Raw genomic sequence first — 22,169 nt, 5'->3', positions numbered from 1 at the left:
GGGCCGTGTCAACCCCGCACAGCTCCGCGTCGCCCGGCACCGCACGACGCCGACACGCGTTCTGCGCGCCGAACGTTCACCTGCCGTCCACCCGGACGTGAGATAACCGGAAGCACCATCGAGCAGAAGGACCCGCGGAATTGCCAGCCATAACCTCGACCCCCGTCGGCCGGTCCCCCATCCCCGACGAGTTCCTCCGCGCGTCGCACGCTCCACCCGCCCGCACCCTCGTCGACCTGCTGCGGAGCACTGCCGAAGCACATCCCGACGCCCCCGCGATCGACGACGGCGCGACGGTCCTCGAATACGCCGAACTGGTCGAGGCGGTGATCGCCGGTGCGTATGCGCTGAACGACGCGGGCGTCGGGGCCGGCGACAGGGTCGGGGTCCGCATGACCTCCGGGCGCAGCGACCTGTATGTGACGATTCTCTCCATTCTCGCCGCGGGCGCCGCGTACGTCCCCGTCGACGCCGACGATCCCGACGAGCGGGCCGAACTCGTGTTCTCGGAAGCGCAGGTCACCGCCATCGTCACGGACGAGGGCATCGGACCGGGCACGGCCGCGCCGTCGGGCACCCCGGTGGTGCGGGGCCCGAACCTCGATGACGACGCGTGGATCATCTTCACCTCCGGTTCAACCGGAACACCGAAGGGTGTCGCCGTCACCCACCGCAATGCGGCGGCCTTCGTCGACGCGGAAGCGCGAATGTTCTGCCAAGGGGAGCCGCTCGGTCCCGGCGACCGGGTCCTGGCCGGGCTGTCCGTGGCGTTCGACGCCTCGTGCGAGGAGATGTGGCTCGCCTGGCGGCACGGCGCCTGCCTGGTTCCGGCGCCCCGCGCGCTCGTCCGCTCCGGCATGGACCTCGGGCCGTGGCTCGTCTCGCGCAACATCAACGTCGTCTCCACGGTGCCCACCCTCGCGGCGATGTGGCCGGCCGAAGCCCTCGAGGCGGTGCGTTTGCTCATCTTCGGTGGCGAGGCCTGCCCACCCGATCTCGTCGAACGTCTCGCGGTTCCGGGACGCGAGGTGTGGAACACCTACGGCCCCACCGAGGCGACGGTCGTGGCCTGCGCGTCGCTGATGGACGGCACCGGACCGGTCCGCATCGGCCTGCCCCTCGACGGATGGGATCTCGCCGTCGTGGACGCCGACGGCAACCCCGTCGAGGAGGGCGCGACCGGTGAACTCGTCATCGGTGGTGTCGGCCTCGCGCGCTACCTCGATCCGGCGAAGGACGCCGAGAAGTACGCTCCGATGCCCACGCTCGGCTGGGACCGCGCCTACCGCAGCGGTGATCTCGTGACGCTCGACCGCGCCGGTCTGCTGTTCCAGGGACGCGCCGACGACCAGGTCAAGATCGGTGGCCGCCGCATCGAACTCGGCGAGGTCGACAACGCACTGCAGAACCTGCCCGGCGTGGCGGGCGGTGCGTGCGCGGTCCGCAAGACGGCCGCGGGACATTCGATCCTCGTGGGATACCTCGCCTCCACCGATCCGGACTTCGACATCGCGTCGGCCCACGACCTGCTGTCCGAACAACTCCCGGCCGCGCTCGTCCCCCGACTCGCGCTCGTCGACGAACTGCCCACCCGCACGTCCGGCAAGGTCGACCGCAACGCTCTGCCGTGGCCGCTGCCCGGCGCCGATGCCGACTCGGTGGAAGCACTCGGTCTCGATCCCACCGCCGAATGGGTCGCCGAACTGTGGACCGACATCCTCGGCGCCCGGATCGAGGGCGTCGACGACGACTTCTTCGAACTCGGCGGTGGTTCCCTCGCGGCGGCGCAACTCGTCACGGCGCTGCGGAGTCGGTATCCCGAGATGACCGTCGCGGAACTGTACGACCACCCGAGGCTCGGATCGCTCGCCGTCTACCTCGACGAACTCGCGCCGACGGAAGCGGCGACACCGCGAGAGGTGACCCCGGTGCCGCGGCTCGCCCAGCTCGGGCAGATCGCCGTGACCGCCGTCCTCACCACCCTCACCGGACTGCAGTGGGTGACCTGGCTGGCGATCCTGAACAACGTCGTCGCGCTCGTCGTCGACGTGCCGTGGACCGTCACCCTGTCGTGGTGGTGGGTCGCGCTCGGTGTCCTGCTGTTCCTCACGCCCGTCGGGCGCATGGCGATCTCCGTCGCGGGTTCGCGTCTGCTCCTGCGCGGCATAGAGCCCGGAAGCTACCCACGCGGTGGGAGCGTCCATCTCCGGCTGTGGACGGCTCTGCGACTGTCCGAGGCCGTGGGTGCCGTGAACATCTCGAGCGCTCCCTGGATGCGGCAGTACGCGCGGGCGCTGGGAGCGAAGGTCGGCCGCGACGTCGACCTGCACAGTCTTCCACCGGTCACCGGTCTCCTCGAACTCGGCGACGGGTGTGCCGTCGAGCCGGAGGTGGACCTCGGCGGCTACTGGGTGGACGGCGACCTCGTCCACATCGGAAGCATCCGGATCGGTGCCGGCGCCACGGTGGGCGCCCGCTCGTTCCTGGCCCCCGGCGCGCGGATCGGTAAGGACGCCGAAGTGGAGGCCGGATCCGCGGTGTTCGGTCGCGTGAAGGCCGGGCAGAACTGGTCGGGCTCCCCCGCCCGCAAGGCCGGCAAGGCCGACCGGCCGTGGCCCGCCGCGACACCGCCGCGGGGCGGCAGGTGGGTGCCGGTCTACGCGCTGTCGTCGATCCTGCTCGGCGGCCTGCCCGTCGTCTCGATCGCCGCCGGGGTCGCGCTGCTCGTGTGGTGGGTGCACGACACCCCCACCGTCTCCGACGCCGTGGTGCACTCCCTGGCGATGCTGCCCGTCGCGGCGCTGCTGACGATGTTCGTCTTCGCCCTGCTCACCCTGACGGCCGTGCGACTGCTTGCCGTCGGGATGACCGAGGGCTGGCATCCCGTGCGCAGCCGCGTGGGCTGGCAGGTGTGGTTCACCGAGCGCCTCATGGACTCCTCGCGCACCTTCCTGTTCCCGCTCTACGCGTCGATGCTCACCCCGATCTGGCTCCGATTGCTCGGCGCCGACATCGGTAAGGACGTCGAGGCGTCGACCGTGCTGATGGTTCCCAAGTTCACCAAGGTCGCCGATGGAGCGTTCCTCGCCGACGACACGATGGTCGCCTCCTACGAACTCGGCGGCGGGTGGCTGTACATCTCGCATGCGAAGGTCGGCAAGCGTGCCTTCCTCGGCAACTCGGGTATGGCGGCGCCGGGGCGGCGCGTCCCGAAGCACGGGCTCGTCGCGGTGCTCTCCGCGGCTCCGGAGAAGGCGAAATCCGGCTCGTCGTGGCTGGGCAGTCCCCCGGTGCGCCTGCGGCGCGCAAGCGGTGACAGCGACGGGAGCCGCACCTTCGCACCGCCGCTGAAACTGAAGATCGCGCGCGGCGCGGTGGAGACCTTCCGGCTCGTGCCCATGGTCGTCACCTACGGCATCGGGCTCGGTGTGCTCTTCGCACTCAACACCCTCGCCGTGCACTGGGGCTATCTCGCCGCTGCGCTGCTGGGCGGTCTCGTGCTCATGGTGGCCGGAGCCGTGGCGTGCCTCGTGACCGTGATCGCGAAATGGCTCGTCGTCGGTCGGATCGGACGCGTCGAGCACCCGCTGTGGAGTTCGTTCGTGTGGCGCAACGAGGTCTCCGACACCTTCGTGGAGACCGTGGCGGCACCGTGGTTCGCCCGGGCCGCGGCGGGCACCGCCGTGATGAACCTGTGGCTGCGCGCGCTGGGGTCGAGGATCGGGCGCGGTGTGTGGTGCGAGAGCTACTGGCTGCCCGAGGCCGACCTGGTGTCCCTGGGCGACGGTGCGACCGTCGAACGCGGTTGCGTTGTACAGACCCACCTGTTCCATGATCGGATCATGTCCATGGACACCGTGACCCTCGGCGCCGGCGCCACGCTCGGCCCCCAATGCGTCGCGTTGCCCGCCTCGGGCATCGGCGACGGTGCCACCGTCGGCCCGGCCTCGCTGGTGATGCGCGGCGACGTCGTCCCGCCGTCCACTCGCTGGCAGGGCAATCCGATCACGCCGTGGACCACGCCGAACGACTGGTCGCCGCGGTGAAGCCCATCAAAGCCGCCAAGCCCGTCGCGCCGGTCGCCGCGGACCGGCCGCTCGACCCTTATCTGCCCGAGAGCGGGAACCGCGGCTACCGGGCCTCCCGCTACGAACTCGAACTCACCTACAAGGTCGTGTCCAATCGGCTCGACGGCCGGGCGAAGATCATCGCCACGACTACGGACGTGCGCGCCAAGTATTCGCTCGATCTCGCGCAGTCGATGCGAGTCACGAAGGTGACCGTCAACGGGCGACGTCCCGCCAAGTTCGCGCATCGTGGCGGCAAGCTCACCGTCCCCCCCGCCGAGAAACTCCCTGCCGGGGCGGTCCTCGTCTTCGGTGTGCAGTACTCGGGAACCCCCACCCCACTGCGGACCATGTGGGGTGAGGTCGGCTGGGAAGAACTCGACGAGGGTTCGCTCGTCGCGAGTCAGCCCAACGGCGCACCCACCTGGTTCCCCTGCGACGACCATCCCGGTTCGAAAGCCACCTACCGCATCGCGGTCACCACCGACGCTCCGTTCGTCGCGATCGCGAACGGCACCCTCGTGCACAAGACCACGAAGGCGAGTCGCACCACCCGCGTCTACGAGCAACCCGAACCCATGGCGACCTATCTCGCCACGGTCCAGACCGGGCACTACGAGATACGCACCCTCTCAAACGAACCCGTGCCCCAGTACGGCATCCATCCGCCTCGGTTGCGCGCGGCGTTCGATCGGGACTTCGCTCGCCAGACCGAGATGCTCGAGTTGTTCACGCGCCTGTTCGGCCCGTACCCGTTCGCGCACTACACCGCTCTGGTGACCGACGACGACCTCGAGATCCCCCTCGAAGCACAGGGATTGTCGATCTTCGGCGCGAACTTCTGCGACGGCACCGGCCGCGAGGAACGGCTCGTCGCACACGAGTTGGCGCACCAGTGGTTCGGCAACAGCCTCACGCTGAACCGTTGGTGCGACATCTGGCTCCACGAAGGATTCGCGTGCTACGCGGAGTGGTTGTGGTCGGAGAACTCGGGCGGCAGGTCGGCGCATGCACATGCGCTCGACGCCCACCGGGGTCTGGCCCGCAAGCCGCAGGACATCCTGCTCGAGGATCCGGGCCCGAAGGACATGTTCGACGACCGCATCTACAAGCGCGGAGCACTGACTTTGCACGCCCTGCGAGTGCAGCTCGGCGACGAGCCGTTCTTCACCCTCCTACGGACGTGGACCGCGGAACACCGGCACGGCAACGTGACGACGGCGCAGTTCAAGGATCTCGCCGCACGTTTCTCGGACGTCTCGCTCCGGCCGCTGTGGGAGGCGTGGTTGAGCACGCGAGAGCTTCCCCCGGCACCGACCGCCTAGTTCCGAGGGCGCAGAGATGCATCCAGTGCGCTCATCAACTGTCCGACACGACTTCTCGAGGTAGGGGCGATCGGATATCTGGACAGGACGTCGACCACCACGGGGGTCGCACGGCGCCGGGCGTCGTCGAGCGAGTCCTCAGCTGCCGTCGGGTCTCCGCCCGCACGGAGTTCGGCGATGCGAGCGACACTCGCAGCGGTACGCAGGATGTGCCCGACCTGAGTGGCCTTCGCGATCGGGTGCAGATAGGCAGCCGCGGCGACATCGCCGGCACACCGCGCGGCGAGGGAAGCCGCTTCCGTCGGTGCATCCTTCGCAGCTCGGTGAGCATCCAAGGCGGCGACGCGCTGGAGTCTCGTTCGTCGCGCACCGTCGACGAATTCTCGCGCCGCATCGAGTGCTGAACGTGGACGACGGTCCTCGGGCACGGATTCCTCGAAGACGGGAAGCACGTCCTGTGCACTCTCCGTCACGTATCGGACGACCGCCCGCAGTTCGTCCATGGTGAGTTCGAAATCACCGGTCACGCTTGTCGCCGGCCCGTTCCGCCCCACGTATCCGAGCATAGCCCGACCGAATGTCCGCGTACGAAAAACGGGGACCCGCGAAAGCGGCTCCCCTCCTCAAAGCCGAAGACCCCCAACAATGTTGGGGGTCTTCGGTAACGGGTGTTCGGCGGTGTCCTACTCTCCCACACCCTGTCGAGTGCAGTACCATCGGCGCAGACAGGCTTAGCTTCCGGGTTCGGAATGGGACCGGGCGTTTCCCTGTCGCTATGACCGCCGTAACTCTATGAAACAATAGTCCACGCAGATTCCTCGAATCACCTGCTGCTGCAGGATTTTCGGATCTGTGTGTGTTGTTTCAGATACCGCACAGTGGACGCGTAACATCTTCGTGGTAAGTCCTCGGCCTATTAGTACCGGTCACCTCCACCCATTGCTGGGCTTCCAGTTCCGGCCTATCAACCCGGTGGTCTGCCGGGGGCCTTACCCCCTCGAGGGGGTGAGAAACCTCATCTTGGAACAGGCTTCCCGCTTAGATGCTTTCAGCGGTTATCCCTTCCGAACGTAGCCAACCAGCCATGCCCCTGGCGGGACAACTGGCACACCAGAGGTTCGTCCGTCCCGGTCCTCTCGTACTAGGGACAGCCTTCCTCAAGTTTCTAACGCGCGCGGCGGATAGAGACCGAACTGTCTCACGACGTTCTAAACCCAGCTCGCGTGCCGCTTTAATGGGCGAACAGCCCAACCCTTGGGACCTACTCCAGCCCCAGGATGCGACGAGCCGACATCGAGGTGCCAAACCATCCCGTCGATATGGACTCTTGGGGAAGATCAGCCTGTTATCCCCGGGGTACCTTTTATCCGTTGAGCGACACCGCTTCCACATGCCGGTGCCGGATCACTAGTCCCGACTTTCGTCCCTGCTCGACCTGTCAGTCTCACAGTCAAGCTCCCTTGTGCACTTGCACTCGACACCTGATTGCCAACCAGGCTGAGGGAACCTTTGGGCGCCTCCGTTACATTTTGGGAGGCAACCGCCCCAGTTAAACTACCCACCAGGCACTGTCCCTGAACCAGATCATGGTCCGAGGTTAGAGGTCCAATACGATCAGAGTGGTATTTCAACAACGACTCCACCCATACTGGCGTATGAGCTTCACAGTCTCCCACCTATCCTACACAAACCGAACCGAACACCAATACCAAGCTATAGTGAAGGTCCCGGGGTCTTTTCGTCCTGCCGCGCGTAACGAGCATCTTTACTCGTAATGCAATTTCGCCGAGTCTGTGGTCGAGACAGCAGAGAAGTCGTTACGCCATTCGTGCAGGTCGGAACTTACCCGACAAGGAATTTCGCTACCTTAGGATGGTTATAGTTACCACCGCCGTTTACTGGGGCTTAAATTCTCAGCTTCGCGGATTGCTCCGCTAACCGGTCCTCTTAACCTTCCAGCACCGGGCAGGCGTCAGTCCGTATACATCGTCTTACGACTTCGCACGGACCTGTGTTTTTAGTAAACAGTCGCTTCTCTCTGGTCTCTGCGACCACCCCCAGCTCGGACCGCAAGGGCCGTCACCGAGCGTGGTCCCCCTTCTCCCGAAGTTACGGGGGCATTTTGCCGAGTTCCTTAACCACAGTTCTCTCGATCGCCTCGGTATTCTCTACCTGACCACCTGTGTCGGTTTGGGGTACGGGCCGTGTACCAACTCACTAGAGGCTTTTCTCGGCAGCATAGGATCACTGAATTCCCCTCAACGGGTACGCATCACCTCTCAGGCTTGATGAATGGCGGATTTGCCTACCATTCGCCCTACCGGCTTACACCAGGTACTCCATCACCTGGCCCAGCTACCTTCCTGCGTCACCCCATCGCTTGACTACTACAATCAGGGTCCCGTGCAGCCATCCCCACAGTTCCCGAAGGAACAGCGGAAACTTTTGGACGGTTAGCACAACTGATTCGCCATTGGGCGCGGATACACGGGTACGGGAATATCAACCCGTTGTCCATCGACTACGCCTGTCGGCCTCGCCTTAGGTCCCGACTCACCCTGGGCGGATTAACCTGGCCCAGGAACCCTTGGTCATCCGGCGGACGAGTTTCTCACTCGTCTTTCGCTACTCATGCCTGCATTCTCACTCGCGCAGCCTCCACACCTGGATCACTCCGGCGCTTCCACGGCTGCACGACGCTCCCCTACCCACCCACACCACTGCACACGTTCCCGCAGGAACGAATGGGTGTTGTGTGAGTGCCGCGGCTTCGGCGGTGTACTTGAGCCCCGCTACATTGTCGGCGCAGAACCACTTGACCAGTGAGCTATTACGCACTCTTTCAAGGGTGGCTGCTTCTAAGCCAACCTCCTGGTTGTCTCAGCGATCCCACATCCTTTTCCACTTAGTACACGCTTAGGGGCCTTAGCCGGCGATCTGGGCTGTTTCCCTCTCGACTACGAAGCTTATCCCCCGCAGTCTCACTGCCGCGCTCTCACTCACCGGCATTCGGAGTTTGGCTGATTTCGGTAAGCTTGTGGGCCCCCTAGACCATCCAGTAGCTCTACCTCCGGTGAGAAACACGCGACGCTGCACCTAAATGCATTTCGGGGAGAACCAGCTATCACGGAGTTTGATTGGCCTTTCACCCCTACCCACAACTCATCCCCTCAGTTTTCAACCTAAGTGGGTTCGGGCCTCCACGACGTCTTACCATCGCTTCACCCTGGCCATGGGTAGATCACTCCGCTTCGGGTCTAGAACATGCCACTACATGCGCCCTATTCGGACTCGCTTTCGCTACGACTACCCCACACGGGTTAACCTCGCGACATGCCACTAACTCGCAGGCTCATTCTTCAAAAGGCACGCCATCACCCACCACGAACTGAATCGTGCATCGGCTCTGACGGATTGTAAGCGCACGGTTTCAGGTACTATTTCACTCCCCTCCCGGGGTACTTTTCACCTTTCCCTCACGGTACTAGTCCGCTATCGGTCACCAGGGAGTATTCAGGCTTATCGGGTGGTCCCGACAGATTCACACCGGATTTCACGGGCCCGGTGCTACTCGGGTACTTCTCACGAGAGCCGGCAAGTTTTCGTCTACGGGATTCTCACCCTCTACGACAGGCCGTTCCAGACCACTTCGACTAACCAACCGGTTTCTTACTCTCGCCCGTCATGACAGTGACGGGAAGAAAAGCCCCACAACCCCACGGATGCAACGCCTGCCAGCTATCACACACCCATGGTTTAGCCTCATCCGCTTTCGCTCGCCACTACTCACGGAATCACATGTTGTTTTCTCTTCCTGTGGGTACTGAGATGTTTCACTTCCCCACGTTCCCTCCACACACCCTATATATTCAGATGCGGGTAACACGACATCACTCGTGCTGGGTTTCCCCATTCGGAAATCCTCGGATCACAGCTCGGTTGACAGCTCCCCGAGGCATATCGCAGCCTCCCACGTCCTTCATCGGCTCCTGGTGCCAAGGCATCCACCGTACGCTCATAAACACTTACAACAAAGATGCTCGCGTCCACTGTGCAGTTCTCAAACAACACACAACAACCCCTACCGCAAGAAAACTGATTTCCTTGTTTCGCGGATCATCGTCGCTGATCAAACACATTGCGTGTTCTCTCAGGACCCAACAGTGCACCGATATAACCACCGCACACCACCACTATCGGATGATGCATACGCGGTGATGATTGTCAGCGTTCCACCCATGAGCAACCGTGTCCCACGATCGGGGACAATCGGTCTCTGGCCGCACACCACACCCGACTGTTCGGGGTGTGTGGGCAGATGCTCCTTAGAAAGGAGGTGATCCAGCCGCACCTTCCGGTACGGCTACCTTGTTACGACTTCGTCCCAATCGCCGATCCCACCTTCGACGGCTCCCTCCCACAAGGGGTTAGGCCACCGGCTTCGGGTGTTACCGACTTTCATGACGTGACGGGCGGTGTGTACAAGGCCCGGGAACGTATTCACCGCAGCGTTGCTGATCTGCGATTACTAGCGACTCCGACTTCACGGGGTCGAGTTGCAGACCCCGATCCGAACTGAGACCGGCTTTAAGGGATTCGCTCCACCTCACGGTATCGCAGCCCTCTGTACCGACCATTGTAGCATGTGTGAAGCCCTGGACATAAGGGGCATGATGACTTGACGTCGTCCCCACCTTCCTCCGAGTTGACCCCGGCAGTCTCCTGCGAGTCCCCACCATCACGTGCTGGCAACACAGGACAAGGGTTGCGCTCGTTGCGGGACTTAACCCAACATCTCACGACACGAGCTGACGACAGCCATGCACCACCTGTCTACCGGCCACAAGGGAAACCACATCTCTGCAGTCGTCCGGTACATGTCAAACCCAGGTAAGGTTCTTCGCGTTGCATCGAATTAATCCACATGCTCCGCCGCTTGTGCGGGCCCCCGTCAATTCCTTTGAGTTTTAGCCTTGCGGCCGTACTCCCCAGGCGGGGCGCTTAATGCGTTGGCTACGGCACGGATCCCGTGGAAGGAAACCCACACCTAGCGCCCACCGTTTACGGCGTGGACTACCAGGGTATCTAATCCTGTTCGCTACCCACGCTTTCGCTCCTCAGCGTCAGTTACTGCCCAGAGACCCGCCTTCGCCACCGGTGTTCCTCCTGATATCTGCGCATTTCACCGCTACACCAGGAATTCCAGTCTCCCCTGCAGTACTCGAGTCTGCCCGTATCGCCTGCAAGCCCGCAGTTGAGCTGCGGGATTTCACAGACGACGCGACAAACCGCCTACGAGCTCTTTACGCCCAGTAATTCCGGACAACGCTCGCACCCTACGTATTACCGCGGCTGCTGGCACGTAGTTGGCCGGTGCTTCTTCTCCCACTACCGTCACTTGCGCTTCGTCATGGGTGAAAGAGGTTTACAACCCGAAGGCCGTCATCCCTCACGCGGCGTCGCTGCATCAGGCTTGCGCCCATTGTGCAATATTCCCCACTGCTGCCTCCCGTAGGAGTCTGGGCCGTGTCTCAGTCCCAGTGTGGCCGGTCGCCCTCTCAGGCCGGCTACCCGTCGTCGCCTTGGTAGGCCATTACCCCACCAACAAGCTGATAGGCCGCGGGCTCATCCTGCACCGAAAAACTTTCCACCCCAGAACATGCATCCCGAGGTCATATCCGGTATTAGACCCAGTTTCCCAGGCTTATCCCAGAGTGCAGGGCAGATCACCCACGTGTTACTCACCCGTTCGCCACTAATCCACCCAGCAAGCTGGGCTTCATCGTTCGACTTGCATGTGTTAAGCACGCCGCCAGCGTTCGTCCTGAGCCAGGATCAAACTCTCCGTTGAAGACTCACAATCACCCCCAAAAAAGGGGTAATCAGTCAAAGACAAAAGAGTCAAATCACTAGCATAAAAACTCAAACTAGCTCAAACACTGATCATCCCAGACGGAAGAATGAGACGATCAGCAAATACCCACCCCATCGAAACGATGGAGCGGAGTACCAAAAATATTTGGCACTGACATTCATCGGCACACTGTTGAGTTCTCAAAGAACACGCACACACCATCGCTCCCGAACCTTCCGGTTCGTTCACTCCGGGGTGACTGTTCATCCGAGGGCCTTCCGGCTCTCGGGCACGGCTCCAAACCTTACCAGAAGGTTTCGAACCAGTGAAATCTGCAGGCGCCTTCGTCCAACCTCGTTGTCCCGTTCCTCTCGGCCCGGGTCGGTGTCCGTGTCGCTCTGACCTGGAATAAGTTACGCGAACATCTCCGAGAACACCAAATCGCCAGGTCAAAGCTGGTTTATCGACTTACGAAGCGTCGTTGTGAGGGTGTTCAGGGGACCCAGTACTTCGCCGCGAGGTGCTGGACGATCGGATCGTCCTCGCCGGCCTGCTCCAGCATCGCGAGGTCGCTGCGGAGATCCATGAGGCGAGGGTCGTCCCCTTCGGCGTCGCCGATCGGCCGGCCTCCGTCCTCGGCGCGCTGCCGCAGGATCTTCTCCCGAACCCGGTCCTTCAACGACTCAGCCATGAGAGAAGCATGCTGCGCGGTGACGGGGTTGTCGAGGATTTCGGCGCCGTGTCCGAGACCGCTCTCGTGCGCGCCGATAGTCGCGGTCGCTTCGCGTCAACGGTCCTTGTCCCGGAAGACCCGGACGGCCATGGGCAGCACCACGGCGAGAGCACCGATGATCAGGACCAAGGAGAACAGTTCCATCAACATGTCTCCATCATCCGTGCGAATCGCACAGCGCGCAGAAACGTCGAAGGCCCCTCACCGTGGTGAGGGGCCTTCGTGGAGCTGCCTGTCGGAATCGAACCGACGACCTTTTCATTACGAGTGAAATGCTCTACCGACTGAGCTAAGGCAGCGAGCCTTTCGGCGTCCGAAGTCTAGCGGACTACCCCCACCCCGACGCAAACCGGCACTTCGGCTACCGGAACGCCGAGCTCAACCGGGCTGCGAGCGCCGCGAGAGCGAAGCGGGGTTTGACGTTCTGGGCGAGCGCCTCCCGGCAGTCGAGGATGGCCTCGATGCACTCGAGCAGCGACTCCGGCCGGGTCCTCGACGCGAGGTCGACCGCACGATCCGACATGTCCGGATGGTTGAGCGTGACCCGCGATCCGAAGGCGTGCACCAGCGCGTCCCGATACAGACCGGCGAGATCGATAAGCGCTCTGTCCATGATGTCGCGCTCGGTTCGCGTCTTCCGCGACTTCTGAGTGCGTTCGAGTTCCTTGAGGACCCCGGCCGAACCGCGAAGCGCACCCGCAGCCCCCTTGCCGGTACCGCCGGCACCGAGAGCGGTCCTGAGCTCTTCGGTCTCGTGCTCGTCGCGCTCCGCACTGATCTCCTTCGCCTCGGTCTCGGCACTGCGTCCGAGATCGTCGGCTGCGGAGTAGGTGGTGGCGGGGCGCAGGACCGCGCCGGCGACAGCGAGGGCACGTGTCCGGTTGTCGCGGGCGCCCTCGTCGGTGGCCAACCGTCGGGCCCGGCCGACGTGGCCTGCGCTGACGGATGCGGCCCACTGCGCCGTCTTCGGATCGATGCGGTCGGTGGCCTCGAGGACGCGCGCGATGGCGTCGGCGCTGGGAGTGACCAACCCGATGTGACGGCAGCGCGAGCGCAGCGTCACCGAGATGTCCTCTGGATCGACCGACGGCGCACACAGGAGGAAGACCGTTCGCTGCGGAGGTTCCTCGACCACCTTCAGCAGCGCGTTCGCGGCGCCTTCGGTGAGACGGTCGGCGTCCTCGATCACCACGACCTGCCATCGGCCCGTGCTGGGACGCCGCGACGCGACCTGCACGATGTCGCGCATCGACTTGACGCTGATCGTCAGTCCCTCGGGCACGCCCCGCCGTACGTCGCCGTGGGTGCCGGCCATCGTGGTGGTGCAGGCGTGGCATCGCCCGCAGCCGGAAGTTTCCTCGTCGGTGCACTGCAGGGCGGCGGCGAAACACAGCGCCGCGACCGAGCGACCGGACCCGGGAGGACCGGTGAACAGCCACGAGTGCGTCATCGCCGACCCGGTGTCGCCCCGACGGGCAGCTACCGCGGCCGCGACGAGTTCGGTCTCGACATCGCGTTGACCGACGAGACGATCGAAGACCCCGGGCATGCGCTCAGCCTAACGACCGGGTCCGACGGGTCCGGATCACGTGTCCGAAACGTTCAAGACGGCCGCACGTGCTCGGCCTCGACCTGCCCACCGAAGCACCCGAGGTACCGCACTTCGAGGTCACTCTCCCCGGTGGTCTGCGCCTGATGTGGGACACCGTCGAGTCCGTCCGCAGCTTCGATCCGGAGTTCGAGCCGTCGTCCGGAAGCACAGCGGCACTCACCTTCGACTGCGGTTCCCCCGAAGCGGTCGACGCGACACTTGCAGTGCTGGTCGAGGCCGGTGCACTTCGACGAAGACACCCTGGGACGCGTTCTGGGGACAGCGCTACGCGAGCGCGATCGATCCCGACGGAAACGCAGTACCCGCGACAACGTCTTCGGTCCGTATCCGTAGGCCCGGGCCGAGCGACGACGCAGTGTCCTGTCGCTCCAGCCGAGGGTCGCGGCGACTTCCGAGACGGCCGTGCCGGAGGCCAGCGCCAGCGCGAGGGCGGCCATCGGATCGTGTGCGTCGACCGCACCTCGGACGGCGTCGACCAGTGCAGCGACGGGATCGTCCTCGGCTCGAACCGCGAGGAGCCGCACACGACATGACGGCCACAGATCGTCGAGCGGAACCCGTCGATCGGTCAGCTCGCTCGCGTCGACACCGAAGAACCGCGGCCCCAGGCCGGGTTCGAACCGGACGGCCGTCAGCGGTCGATCCGCCATCAGATCGGAGAACTGGGACGTCGTGTCCGGGCCGGCGACGAGGAAGCCGTCGGCGTGCCGAATGAGGTCCATGTAGCCGTCCGGCAGCACGTGGGTTCCGCCCACGCGGGCACCGGACGGCCCGGACCGCCACAGTGTGACGCCGAGGATTCCCGACGGCAGTTCGCGGTACACACCGTGAGGCTATCCGCGTACCCCGACGGGAACCGTCAGTCCGTCGTCTTCTTCGCGGCAGCCTTCTTCGTCGTCTTCTTCGCCGCCGTCTTCTTGGCGGTGGTCTTCTTGGCGGTGGTCTTCTTGGCGGCAGTCTTCTTCGCCGCTGTCTTCTTCGCGGTCTTCTTGGCCGGACCGCGTGCCCGACGGTCGGCGAGCAGTTCGGATGCCCGCTCGTCGGTGATGGACTCGACCTCGTCGCCCTTGCGCAGGCTCGCGTTCGTCTCACCGTCGGTGACGTACGGGCCGAACCGGCCGTCCTTGATCACCATCTGCTTGCCGCTGACCGGGTCGGTGCCCAGCTCGCGCAGCGGCGGCGTGGCGGCGGCCTGCCGGCCGCGGCGCTTCGGCTCCGCGTAGATCTTCAGCGCCTCGTCGAGCGTGATCGTGAAGATCTGCTCCTCGTTGGCGAGCGACCGCGAGTCGCTGCCCTTCTTCAGGTACGGACCGTAGCGGCCGTTCTGGGCGGTGATCTCGTCGCCGGACTCCGGATCGACACCCACCACGCGCGGCAGCGACAGCAGTTTCAGGGCGTCTTCCAGGGTGACCGTGGACAGGTCCATCGTCTTGAACAGCGAACCCGTGCGCGGCTTCGGACCGGTCTTCTTCGCGGGAGCCTTCTTCGCCGCCTTCTTGGCGACGGCCTTCTTGGTGGCGGTCTTCGTGCCGCCCTCTCCCTCCGAGCCGAGTTCATCGACGGGGATGGGCGTGACGTCCGGCTCCGGTTCGGGCTCGGGTTCCGGATCGGGGATCAGCTCGGTCACGTAGGGACCGAAGCGACCCTCCCGCGCGACGATCTCGTAGCCGGTCGACGGATCGACACCGAGGACACGTCCCTCCTGCGGCGTCGAGAAGAGTTTCTCGGCGTACTCGAGGGTGAGCTCGTCCGGCGGCAGGTCGTCGGGCAGGTTCGCGCGCTGCGAGGTCGGCTCGGCGTCGGGGTTGTTCGGGTCGGTGACCATCCGTTCGAGGTACGGACCGAAGCGGCCCACACGCACGTGGATCTCGCGACCCTCGGAGTCGTCGAACAGGCGGATGGAGTTGATCTCGCGGGCGTCGATGTCCTCGAGGTTCTCCCCCACCAGCTTCTTCAGGCCGCCCTTGCGCGCGACCGACTCCTCGTGACCGTCGTCGCTGCCGAAGTAGAACCGCGTCAGCCAGTCGGTGCGCTGCCGGTGACCGGAGGCGATCTCGTCGAGATCGTCCTCCATCCCGGCCGTGAAGTCGTAGTCGACGAGCTGGGCGAAGTGCGCCTCGAGCAGGCCGATGACGGCGAACGCCACCCACGACGGGACGAGCGCGCTGCCACGCTTGTAGACGTAGCCGCGGTCGAGGATGGTCTTGATGATCGACGCGTAGGTCGAGGGCCGGCCGATCCCGAGCTCTTCGAGCGTCTTGATCAGGCTCGCCTCGGTGTACCGGGCCGGCGGGTTGGTGGAGTGACCGTCCGGATCGAGCTTCGTCGCGGTGACCGAGGCACCCTCGGACAGGTTCGGCAGGCGCGACTCCGCGTCGTCCGACTGACCACCGGCTTCCTCGTCGACACTCTCGACGTATGCCTTGAGGAAGCCCGGGAACGTGATGGTGCGGCCCGACGACGAGAAGGTGCACTCCTCGCCGGTGCCCGCGGTGCCGGTGATGCGCAGCGTCAGCGTGGTGCCCCGCGCGTCGGCCATCTGGGAGGCGACGGTGCGCTGCCAGATGAGCTCGTAGAGCTTGAACTCGTCGCCGTCGAGGCGCGCGTGCAGCTCGCCGGGGGTCGCGAAGACGTCGCCGGCGGGACGGATCGCCTCGTGTGCTTCCTGCGCGTTCTTGACCTTGCGGGTGTACTGGCGCGGCGTCGGATGGACGAACTCGGCACCGTACAGTTGGGTGGCCTGTGCGCGGGCCGCCGCGATCGCCGACTCGGACAGCGTCGTCGAGTCGGTACGCATGTAGGTGATGTAGCCGTTCTCGTACAGACGCTGCGCGGTGCGCATGGTGCGCTCGGACGAGAACCGCAGCTTGCGGCCCGCCTCCTGCTGCAGCGTCGACGTCATGAACGGCGCGTAGGGCTTGCGGGTGTACGGCTTGCTCTCGGCCGACGACACCGTCAACGCGACACCGGCGAGTGCCTCCGCGAGGCGGCGGGCGCGGTCCTCGTCGAGGACGACGACACCGTTCGACTTCAGGTTCCCGTCGGGCCCGAAGTCGCGACCCGAGGCGACACGGGAACCGTCGACGTTGACCAGGCGGGCACCGAACGACCGGGGGCTCGCGTCGGCGCCGGCGTCCATCGTGGCCGCGATGTCCCAGTACTCGGCGGACTTGAACGCCATGCGCTCGCGTTCGCGCTGCACGATCACGCGGGTCGCCACCGACTGCACACGCCCCGCCGACAGACGGGGCATGACCTTCTTCCACAGCACGGGGCTGACCTCGTAGCCGTAGAGACGGTCGAGGATGCGGCGGGGCTCCTGCGCGTCGACCAGGTCGTTGTCGAGGTCGCGGGTGTTCTCGGCGGCCGCGCGGATAGCGGGCTCGGTGATCTCGTGGAAGACCATGCGCCGGACCGGCACCTTGGGCTTCAGGGTCTCGAGCAGGTGCCAGGCGATGGCCTCGCCCTCGCGGTCGGGGTCGGTGGCGAGGTAGAGCTCGTCGGCGTCCTTGAGCAGGCTCTTCAGCTCCGAGACCTTGGTCTTCTTGTCGGCGCTGACGACGTAGAGGGGTTCGAAGTCGTGATCGACGTCGACACCGAGGCGCGCCCACGACTCGCCCTTGTACTTGGCGGGGACGTCCGCGGCACCGCGCGGCAGGTCGCGGATGTGACCGACCGATGCCTCGACGACGTAGTCGCGGCCGAGGTAGGGGGCGATCTTCCTCGCCTTGGTCGGGGACTCGACGATCACGAGCCGACGCGTGCCCGACGAACCGCCCGCAGTGCTCTTCTCCCGTGCTGCCACCGTGCCGCCCGCACCTTCCCTCATTGCCGACATGTCGCCTTGTTCGAAGACATGTATACCGACCCGTTCCCCAGACGCGGCCACACACAGGGTCGCACATCCTCGGGGAACGGCTCTTCACAAGTGATGATCACCCGGTTCCACGTGCGGCCAGATCCGTCGTGCCGCGTCGGCGTCCGGAGGTGCACCGATGTTCTCGACGAGCCTCGTCAGACGCCTCCGGCCGGAGATCCTCAACCCCGGTCCACCGGTGCCGTGCGTACCGATCAGGGTCGGTGCGATGCCGGCGCGCATGAGCGCCTGCGCCAGAACTGCATGAGTGTCGGGAGCCGTCGCATCCAGACCGAGAACATACTGTGCTCCCTCGACCTCCATGCGACCGGACGCGAGGAACCACGCCCGCTGGGCCCGCGAGGACGGGACCCAGCCGGTCGGGACCGTCTTGCCGTCGTCGCTGCTCCACTGGGTCGCGAGCGGGACGAGAGCGGGGTCGACGGATGTGCTGACGGTGAACAGCTCGCCGTCGACGGCGATGTCCGCCTCGACTCCCGTGTCGGTCACGAGCTGCCCGATCGCACGGGCGCGCCATTCGGCGTCGACCTCCACGGTCAGCACCGCGCCGTCGTCGGTGAGACGCGCACGGCCGTGTGCCGCGAGCAGGCCGCTCAGGTCGGCCAGGGCCGGCGGCATCGTGTCGGCCCCGAAGAAGGACAGTTGACTCACGGGTCCTCCTCTCCCGGCTCCGTGAGCGCGACGAGGCGGTGAGGTCCCACGACCGGTTCGCGCACACGTCCCGGAAATGCATCGTCCCCCATCACCTGAGGCGACGGGGGACGATCGGGCGAGGTGGTTGACCTTGCCCGGTTGCTCGCTCGAGCGGGTGGATCAGAGTGCGCGCACGCCGGTGGCCTGCGGGCCCTTGGTGCCCTGACCGACCTCGAACTCGACTCGCTGGTTCTCCTCGAGGGTGCGGAAGCCGGAACCCTGGATCTCGGAGTAGTGAACGAACACGTCGGCGGAGCCGTCCTCAGGAGCGATGAAGCCGAAGCCCTTCTCCGCGTTGAACCACTTCACAGTGCCCTGTGCCATGCTTTTCCTTCTCTTTCTAACACCGGATTCGACGAACCGCCGGGTACGCGATCCGCCAGGTCCCGGTTCCGACCGCTGTACTTCTCGAGTCCCCCGTTGGAAGAGCTAAAGCACCGCGCTCGCAACCATCGATCCTGCGAGCGTGCACTTTTCCAAGTCTACGAACACAGAAGCTGCGACCGGGTGTCAGTCAACCACGTTCTGGGCACGCGCAACAGTAGGAATGGGCACAAACGTGCCAATTCCCTGATCTTGTTCATGTCTCGGTAGCATTACCCACGGGTAGCTGTTGCTCCCATGTTACGGGAGGCCACTGTGGCCCCACTCGTCCCGGACCCGGGTCTCCCGCATCCGACACAGCCTCGCCGTATCCGACACATTCCTATCCGACAGACGTTTTCGACAGACACCTCGTCCGACCCAGCGGAGTACTGCGTGACCGGCTCGCCCTTCCTCCACAACGGCGACGCCACCGCCCCCACCTACGGTCGCGCGCTGCTCGACCGGCTGCTCGCCGGCACCCCGACGGGCGAGTCACCGCTGACCCACGTCGCAGAGATCCCGGCCCGGCCCGCCCACCACAGCGACTGGCCGCAGTGGGCGCACGAGGACGTCGTCCGGGCCTTCCGCGACCAGGGCGTCGAGCGTCCCTGGCACCACCAGGCGAGCGCCGCCGACATCGCGGCCGGCGGGGAGAACGTGGTGGTGTCCACCGGCACCGCGTCGGGCAAGTCGGTCGCCTACCAGCTGCCCGTCCTGAGCGCGCTCGCCGACGACCCGCAGGCCACCGCTCTCTACCTGTCGCCCACCAAGGCCCTCGGCGCCGACCAGCTGCGCGCGGTCACCGAACTGACCTCCGACATCGACGGCCTGTCGACCGTGTGCGCGTGTGCCTACGACGGCGACACCTCCACCGAGATCCGGCAGTGGACGCGCCGGCACTCGCGCTGGATCTTCACCAATCCCGACATGCTGCACCTGTCGCTGTTGCCCGCCCACGCACGATGGGCCCGGCTGTGGCGCCGCCTGCGGTACGTAGTCGTCGACGAATGCCACTCCTACCGGGGTGTGTTCGGCTCGCACGTCGCCCTGATCCTGCGTCGGCTCCGGCGCGTGGCCCGCCGGTACGGCGCCGATCCCGTCTTCGTCCTCGCCTCCGCGACGACCGCGGAACCGGGGGCAGCGGCGTCCCGGCTCATCGGAGCACCCTGCCGCGAGATCACCGAGGACGGCTCGCCGCACGGACCCCGCACGGTCGCGATGTGGGAGCCGCCCCTGCTGCGCGAACTCACGGGCGAACACGGCGCCCCGGTGCGGCGGGCCGCCGGGGCCGAGGCCGCGCGCCTTCTCGCCGACCTCGTCGTCGAGGGTGCCCGCACCCTGGCGTTCGTCCGGTCGCGTCACGGCGCCGAGCTCACGGCCATGGGTGCACGTCGGCTTCTCGCCGAGGCGGCACCGGATCTCGTCGACCGGGTGGCGGCCTACCGGGCGGGCTACCTCGCCGAGGACCGGCGCGACCTCGAGGCCGCGCTCTCCGACGGCCGTCTGCTCGGCGTCGCCAGCACCAACGCCCTCGAACTCGGCGTGGACATCGCTGGTCTGGACGCGGTGATCGTCGCCGGATTCCCGGGCACGGTCGCGTCCTTCCGTCAGCAGGGCGGTCGCGCCGGTCGCCGCGGGCAGGGTTCGCTCGTCGTGCTGGTCGCGCGGGACGATCCGCTCGACACCTATCTCGTGCACCATCCGCAGGCACTGCTCGACCGGCCGGTCGAGGCGACGGTCACCGATCCGAACAATCCGTACGTGCTCGGGCCCCAACTTCTCTGCGCCGCATCGGAACTGCCGATCAGCGATGCCGAGGTCGAGGAGTTCGGCGCGCTCGACGTCCTCACGGACCTCGCGGAGCAGGGACTGATCCGCCGCCGCCCGCACGGCTGGTTCGTCACCCCGGGAACGCAACCGCACGGTGATGTCGAGATCCGCGGCGGGATCGGCCGCCAGGTCTCGATCGTCGAGGGTGACACCGGTCGCATGCTCGGCACCGTCGACGCCGCCCGCGCCCCCGCGACCGTCCATCCCGGAGCTGTGCACCTGCACCAGGGTGAGACCGTCGTCGTCGACGAGTTGTATCTCGAGGACGGCATCGCCCTCGTGCACGCCGAGGACCCGGAATGGTCGACGAGCGCACGCGAGATCACCGACATCTGTTGCATCTCCGTCGACGAACACCGCGAGTTCGGACCCGTCACCGTCGCGTCCGTGGGGGTCGAGGTGACGCACCGGGTGGTCGGCTATCTGCGCCGCCTGCCGTCCGGAGAGGTGCTCGACCAGATTCCCCTCGACATGCCCGAGCACACGCTCGACACCCGCGCGGTGATGTACACGATCGACCCCGACCTGCTCGACCGGATCGGGGTGACCCCCGATCGCGTGCCCGGGGCACTCCACGCCGCCGAGCACGCCGCGATCGGCCTGCTCCCCCTGCTCGCGACGTGCGATCGGGGCGACATCGGCGGCGTCTCCACCGATCTGCACCCCGACACCGGGCTGCCCACCGTCTTCGTCTACGACGGACAGCCCGGCGGCGCCGGATTCGCCGAACGCGGATACCACCGGATCACCAAGTGGCTCACCGCGACCCGCGATGCGGTCGCGGCCTGCGAATGTGCCGCCGGATGCCCGTCGTGCGTGTACTCCCCCAAGTGCGGGAACGGCAACGATCCGCTCGACAAGTCCGGGGCGGTCGCCGTCCTCGATGCCGTCCTCGCTGCGATCGAGGGGTGACGGCGATTCAGGCCACCGGCGCGCCTACTCGGCCGGATCCGGGACGGGAACGGCTGCCAGCAGCCGCTTCGTGTACGGGTCGGGCGGCAACCGCTGGATGCGAGCACAGGCAAGCAACGAGCGCGAATGCGCTGGATACGGCCGCGAGCGACCGCCGACGGGCCTCATCGGGCAGGACCGGCTCCCGCGACGGCCGTCGCCTCCTTCCCGCCGAGGAGAGCCGACACCTCAGCGGTGACCTCGACGAGCGCATCCCACTCTTCGATCTCGCAGCGCCGCAATCGTACTCGCATCCGTGTGGTGATCGCCTCGCTCGCCTCGCAAGCCTCCACGACCCCGCGGTCCAGTGCCGAGGCGACCGCCACCGCCGCCAGGTCGGCCGCCGCCTGCGCACGATGACGTGCGACGACGACCGACCCGACGTGCAGCAACGTGGCCGTGATCGCGATGAGTCCGGCCATCACGGCGCAGCCGATCACACTCGCGCTCCCGTCGTCGCCGAGGAGGGACGGGCCCGACCTCATCGCGTTCCTTCCGGCTCGCGCACCGCCACCGCCTCGGCCGTGAGGGTCAGCAACGGGAGCAGCGGACTCTCCGCAGTCACGACCGCCACGATCAGATCTCCTTCCTCGCGTACCGCCACGCGTGCGTCCGGAGGCGCGACTCGCGTGGCCACATCGACCGCCCTCGCTTGATCTCCCCGCGCGGCGAGGCGGGCGGCTTCACGGGCGGCGTCATGGCACCGCACCTGGTACGCGATGCCCAGCACCGCGCCGAGGCACAGCACGAGCACCGTGACCAGGCTTGCGACGGCGAGAGCCGCTTCGACGGTGACCCCGCCTTCGTCCTCACGAACGAAAGCGCGTAACCAGCGTCGTCCGAGCATCTTTCGCATGCGTC

The 22,169-nt window shown here is 65.8% G+C and carries 12 protein-coding genes, 1 tRNA gene and 3 rRNA genes; 3 read left to right on the top strand and 13 right to left on the bottom strand.

Going from position 1 to position 22,169, the window contains the following annotated elements; genetic code table 11:
* Positions 1-140: 140 nt before the first annotated feature.
* Both IM25_RS08480 and IM25_RS08475 read left to right on the top strand, forming a co-directional pair.
* Complete coding sequence (locus IM25_RS08480; RefSeq protein WP_065995955.1) at positions 141-4,046, top strand: Pls/PosA family non-ribosomal peptide synthetase; 3,906 nt, start codon at positions 141-143, stop codon at positions 4,044-4,046.
* Positions 4,013-5,392 carry a M1 family metallopeptidase gene (locus IM25_RS08475; RefSeq protein ID WP_065995954.1) on the top strand — a complete coding sequence of 460 codons (1,380 nt, stop codon included), beginning with the start codon at positions 4,013-4,015 and terminating at the stop codon, positions 5,390-5,392. The genes IM25_RS08480 and IM25_RS08475 overlap by 34 nt, the downstream gene beginning before the upstream one ends.
* Here the strand turns inward: IM25_RS08475 and IM25_RS08470 are convergent.
* From IM25_RS08470 to IM25_RS08420, 11 genes are all read right to left on the bottom strand, one after another.
* Positions 5,389-5,919: a putative immunity protein gene (locus IM25_RS08470; RefSeq protein ID WP_033096939.1), complete on the bottom strand. Its 531-nt coding sequence runs from the start codon at positions 5,917-5,919 to the stop codon at positions 5,389-5,391. The two genes, IM25_RS08475 and IM25_RS08470, sit on opposite strands and share 4 nt — an antisense overlap.
* A gap of 143 nt (positions 5,920-6,062) precedes the next feature.
* A 5S ribosomal RNA gene (rrf, locus tag IM25_RS08465) occupies positions 6,063-6,179 on the bottom strand.
* 109 nt (positions 6,180-6,288) lie between these two features.
* Positions 6,289-9,423 (bottom strand): 23S ribosomal RNA (locus tag IM25_RS08460).
* Positions 9,424-9,721: 298 nt separating this feature from the next.
* A 16S ribosomal RNA gene (locus IM25_RS08455) occupies positions 9,722-11,243 on the bottom strand.
* Together the 16S, 23S and 5S rRNA genes form the textbook arrangement of a ribosomal RNA operon.
* 496 nt (positions 11,244-11,739) lie before the next feature.
* Entirely contained in the window at positions 11,740-11,937 is a 198-nt protein-coding gene (locus IM25_RS08450; RefSeq protein ID WP_006552400.1) for a hypothetical protein, read from the bottom strand.
* Between the two features lie 265 nt (positions 11,938-12,202).
* Positions 12,203-12,278 (bottom strand) — tRNA-Thr (locus tag IM25_RS08445).
* A gap of 62 nt (positions 12,279-12,340) precedes the next feature.
* Positions 12,341-13,528, bottom strand: a complete 1,188-nt coding sequence (locus tag IM25_RS08440) for a DNA polymerase III subunit delta' (RefSeq protein WP_065995953.1) — start codon at positions 13,526-13,528, stop codon at positions 12,341-12,343.
* A gap of 53 nt (positions 13,529-13,581) precedes the next feature.
* Positions 13,582-14,415 (bottom strand): DUF6597 domain-containing transcriptional factor, encoded by an 834-nt coding sequence (locus IM25_RS08435; protein ID WP_232333427.1) that lies wholly within the window; start codon positions 14,413-14,415, stop codon positions 13,582-13,584.
* 35 nt (positions 14,416-14,450) lie between these two features.
* Entirely contained in the window at positions 14,451-17,420 is a 2,970-nt protein-coding gene (topA, locus tag IM25_RS08430) for a type I DNA topoisomerase (RefSeq protein ID WP_065995952.1), read from the bottom strand.
* A 93-nt stretch (positions 17,421-17,513) separates the two neighbouring features.
* On the bottom strand, positions 17,514-18,119 hold the full coding sequence (locus IM25_RS08425; protein WP_019290213.1) for a hypothetical protein: 606 nt from the start codon (positions 18,117-18,119) through the stop codon (positions 17,514-17,516).
* A gap of 162 nt (positions 18,120-18,281) precedes the next feature.
* Entirely contained in the window at positions 18,282-18,485 is a 204-nt protein-coding gene (locus tag IM25_RS08420; protein WP_003935252.1) for a cold-shock protein, read from the bottom strand.
* 435 nt (positions 18,486-18,920) lie between these two features.
* On the opposite strand from IM25_RS08420, the gene IM25_RS08415 reads away from it, so the two are divergent.
* A complete protein-coding gene (locus tag IM25_RS08415) occupies positions 18,921-21,269 on the top strand; it encodes a DEAD/DEAH box helicase (RefSeq protein ID WP_065995951.1) in 2,349 nt (782 codons plus the stop codon).
* Between the two features lie 164 nt (positions 21,270-21,433).
* On the opposite strand, the gene IM25_RS08410 is transcribed toward IM25_RS08415, so the two are convergent.
* Together IM25_RS08410 and IM25_RS08405 are read right to left on the bottom strand one after the other, a co-directional pair.
* A complete protein-coding gene (locus IM25_RS08410) occupies positions 21,434-21,793 on the bottom strand; it encodes an Rv3654c family TadE-like protein (protein WP_065995950.1) in 360 nt (119 codons plus the stop codon).
* Positions 21,790-22,164 carry a TadE family type IV pilus minor pilin gene (locus IM25_RS08405; RefSeq protein ID WP_100167921.1) on the bottom strand — a complete coding sequence of 125 codons (375 nt, stop codon included), beginning with the start codon at positions 22,162-22,164 and terminating at the stop codon, positions 21,790-21,792. Before IM25_RS08405 ends, IM25_RS08410 begins: the two co-directional genes overlap by 4 nt.
* Positions 22,165-22,169 lie beyond the last annotated feature (5 nt).

The sequence above is a fragment of the Rhodococcus sp. p52 genome (assembly GCF_000763325.2).
GTDB lineage: Bacteria > Actinomycetota > Actinomycetes > Mycobacteriales > Mycobacteriaceae > Rhodococcus > Rhodococcus pyridinivorans.
This window is presented reverse-complemented; position numbering and strand designations above follow the sequence as displayed.

What these genes read in the sequence shown, in the direction of transcription:
- IM25_RS08450 (WP_006552400.1), bottom strand. Translation starts at nt 11,937, where the DNA reads ATGGCTGAGTCGTTGAAGGACCGGGTTCGGGAGAAGATCCTGCGGCAG.
- IM25_RS08440 (WP_065995953.1), bottom strand. Translation starts at nt 13,528, where the DNA reads ATGCCCGGGGTCTTCGATCGTCTCGTCGGTCAACGCGATGTCGAGACC.
- topA (WP_065995952.1), bottom strand. Translation starts at nt 17,420, where the DNA reads ATGAGGGAAGGTGCGGGCGGCACGGTGGCAGCACGGGAGAAGAGCACT.
- IM25_RS08420 (WP_003935252.1), bottom strand. Translation starts at nt 18,485, where the DNA reads ATGGCACAGGGCACTGTGAAGTGGTTCAACGCGGAGAAGGGCTTCGGC.
- IM25_RS08410 (WP_065995950.1), bottom strand. Translation starts at nt 21,793, where the DNA reads ATGAGGTCGGGCCCGTCCCTCCTCGGCGACGACGGGAGCGCGAGTGTG.
- IM25_RS08405 (WP_100167921.1), bottom strand. Translation starts at nt 22,164, where the DNA reads ATGCGAAAGATGCTCGGACGACGCTGGTTACGCGCTTTCGTTCGTGAG.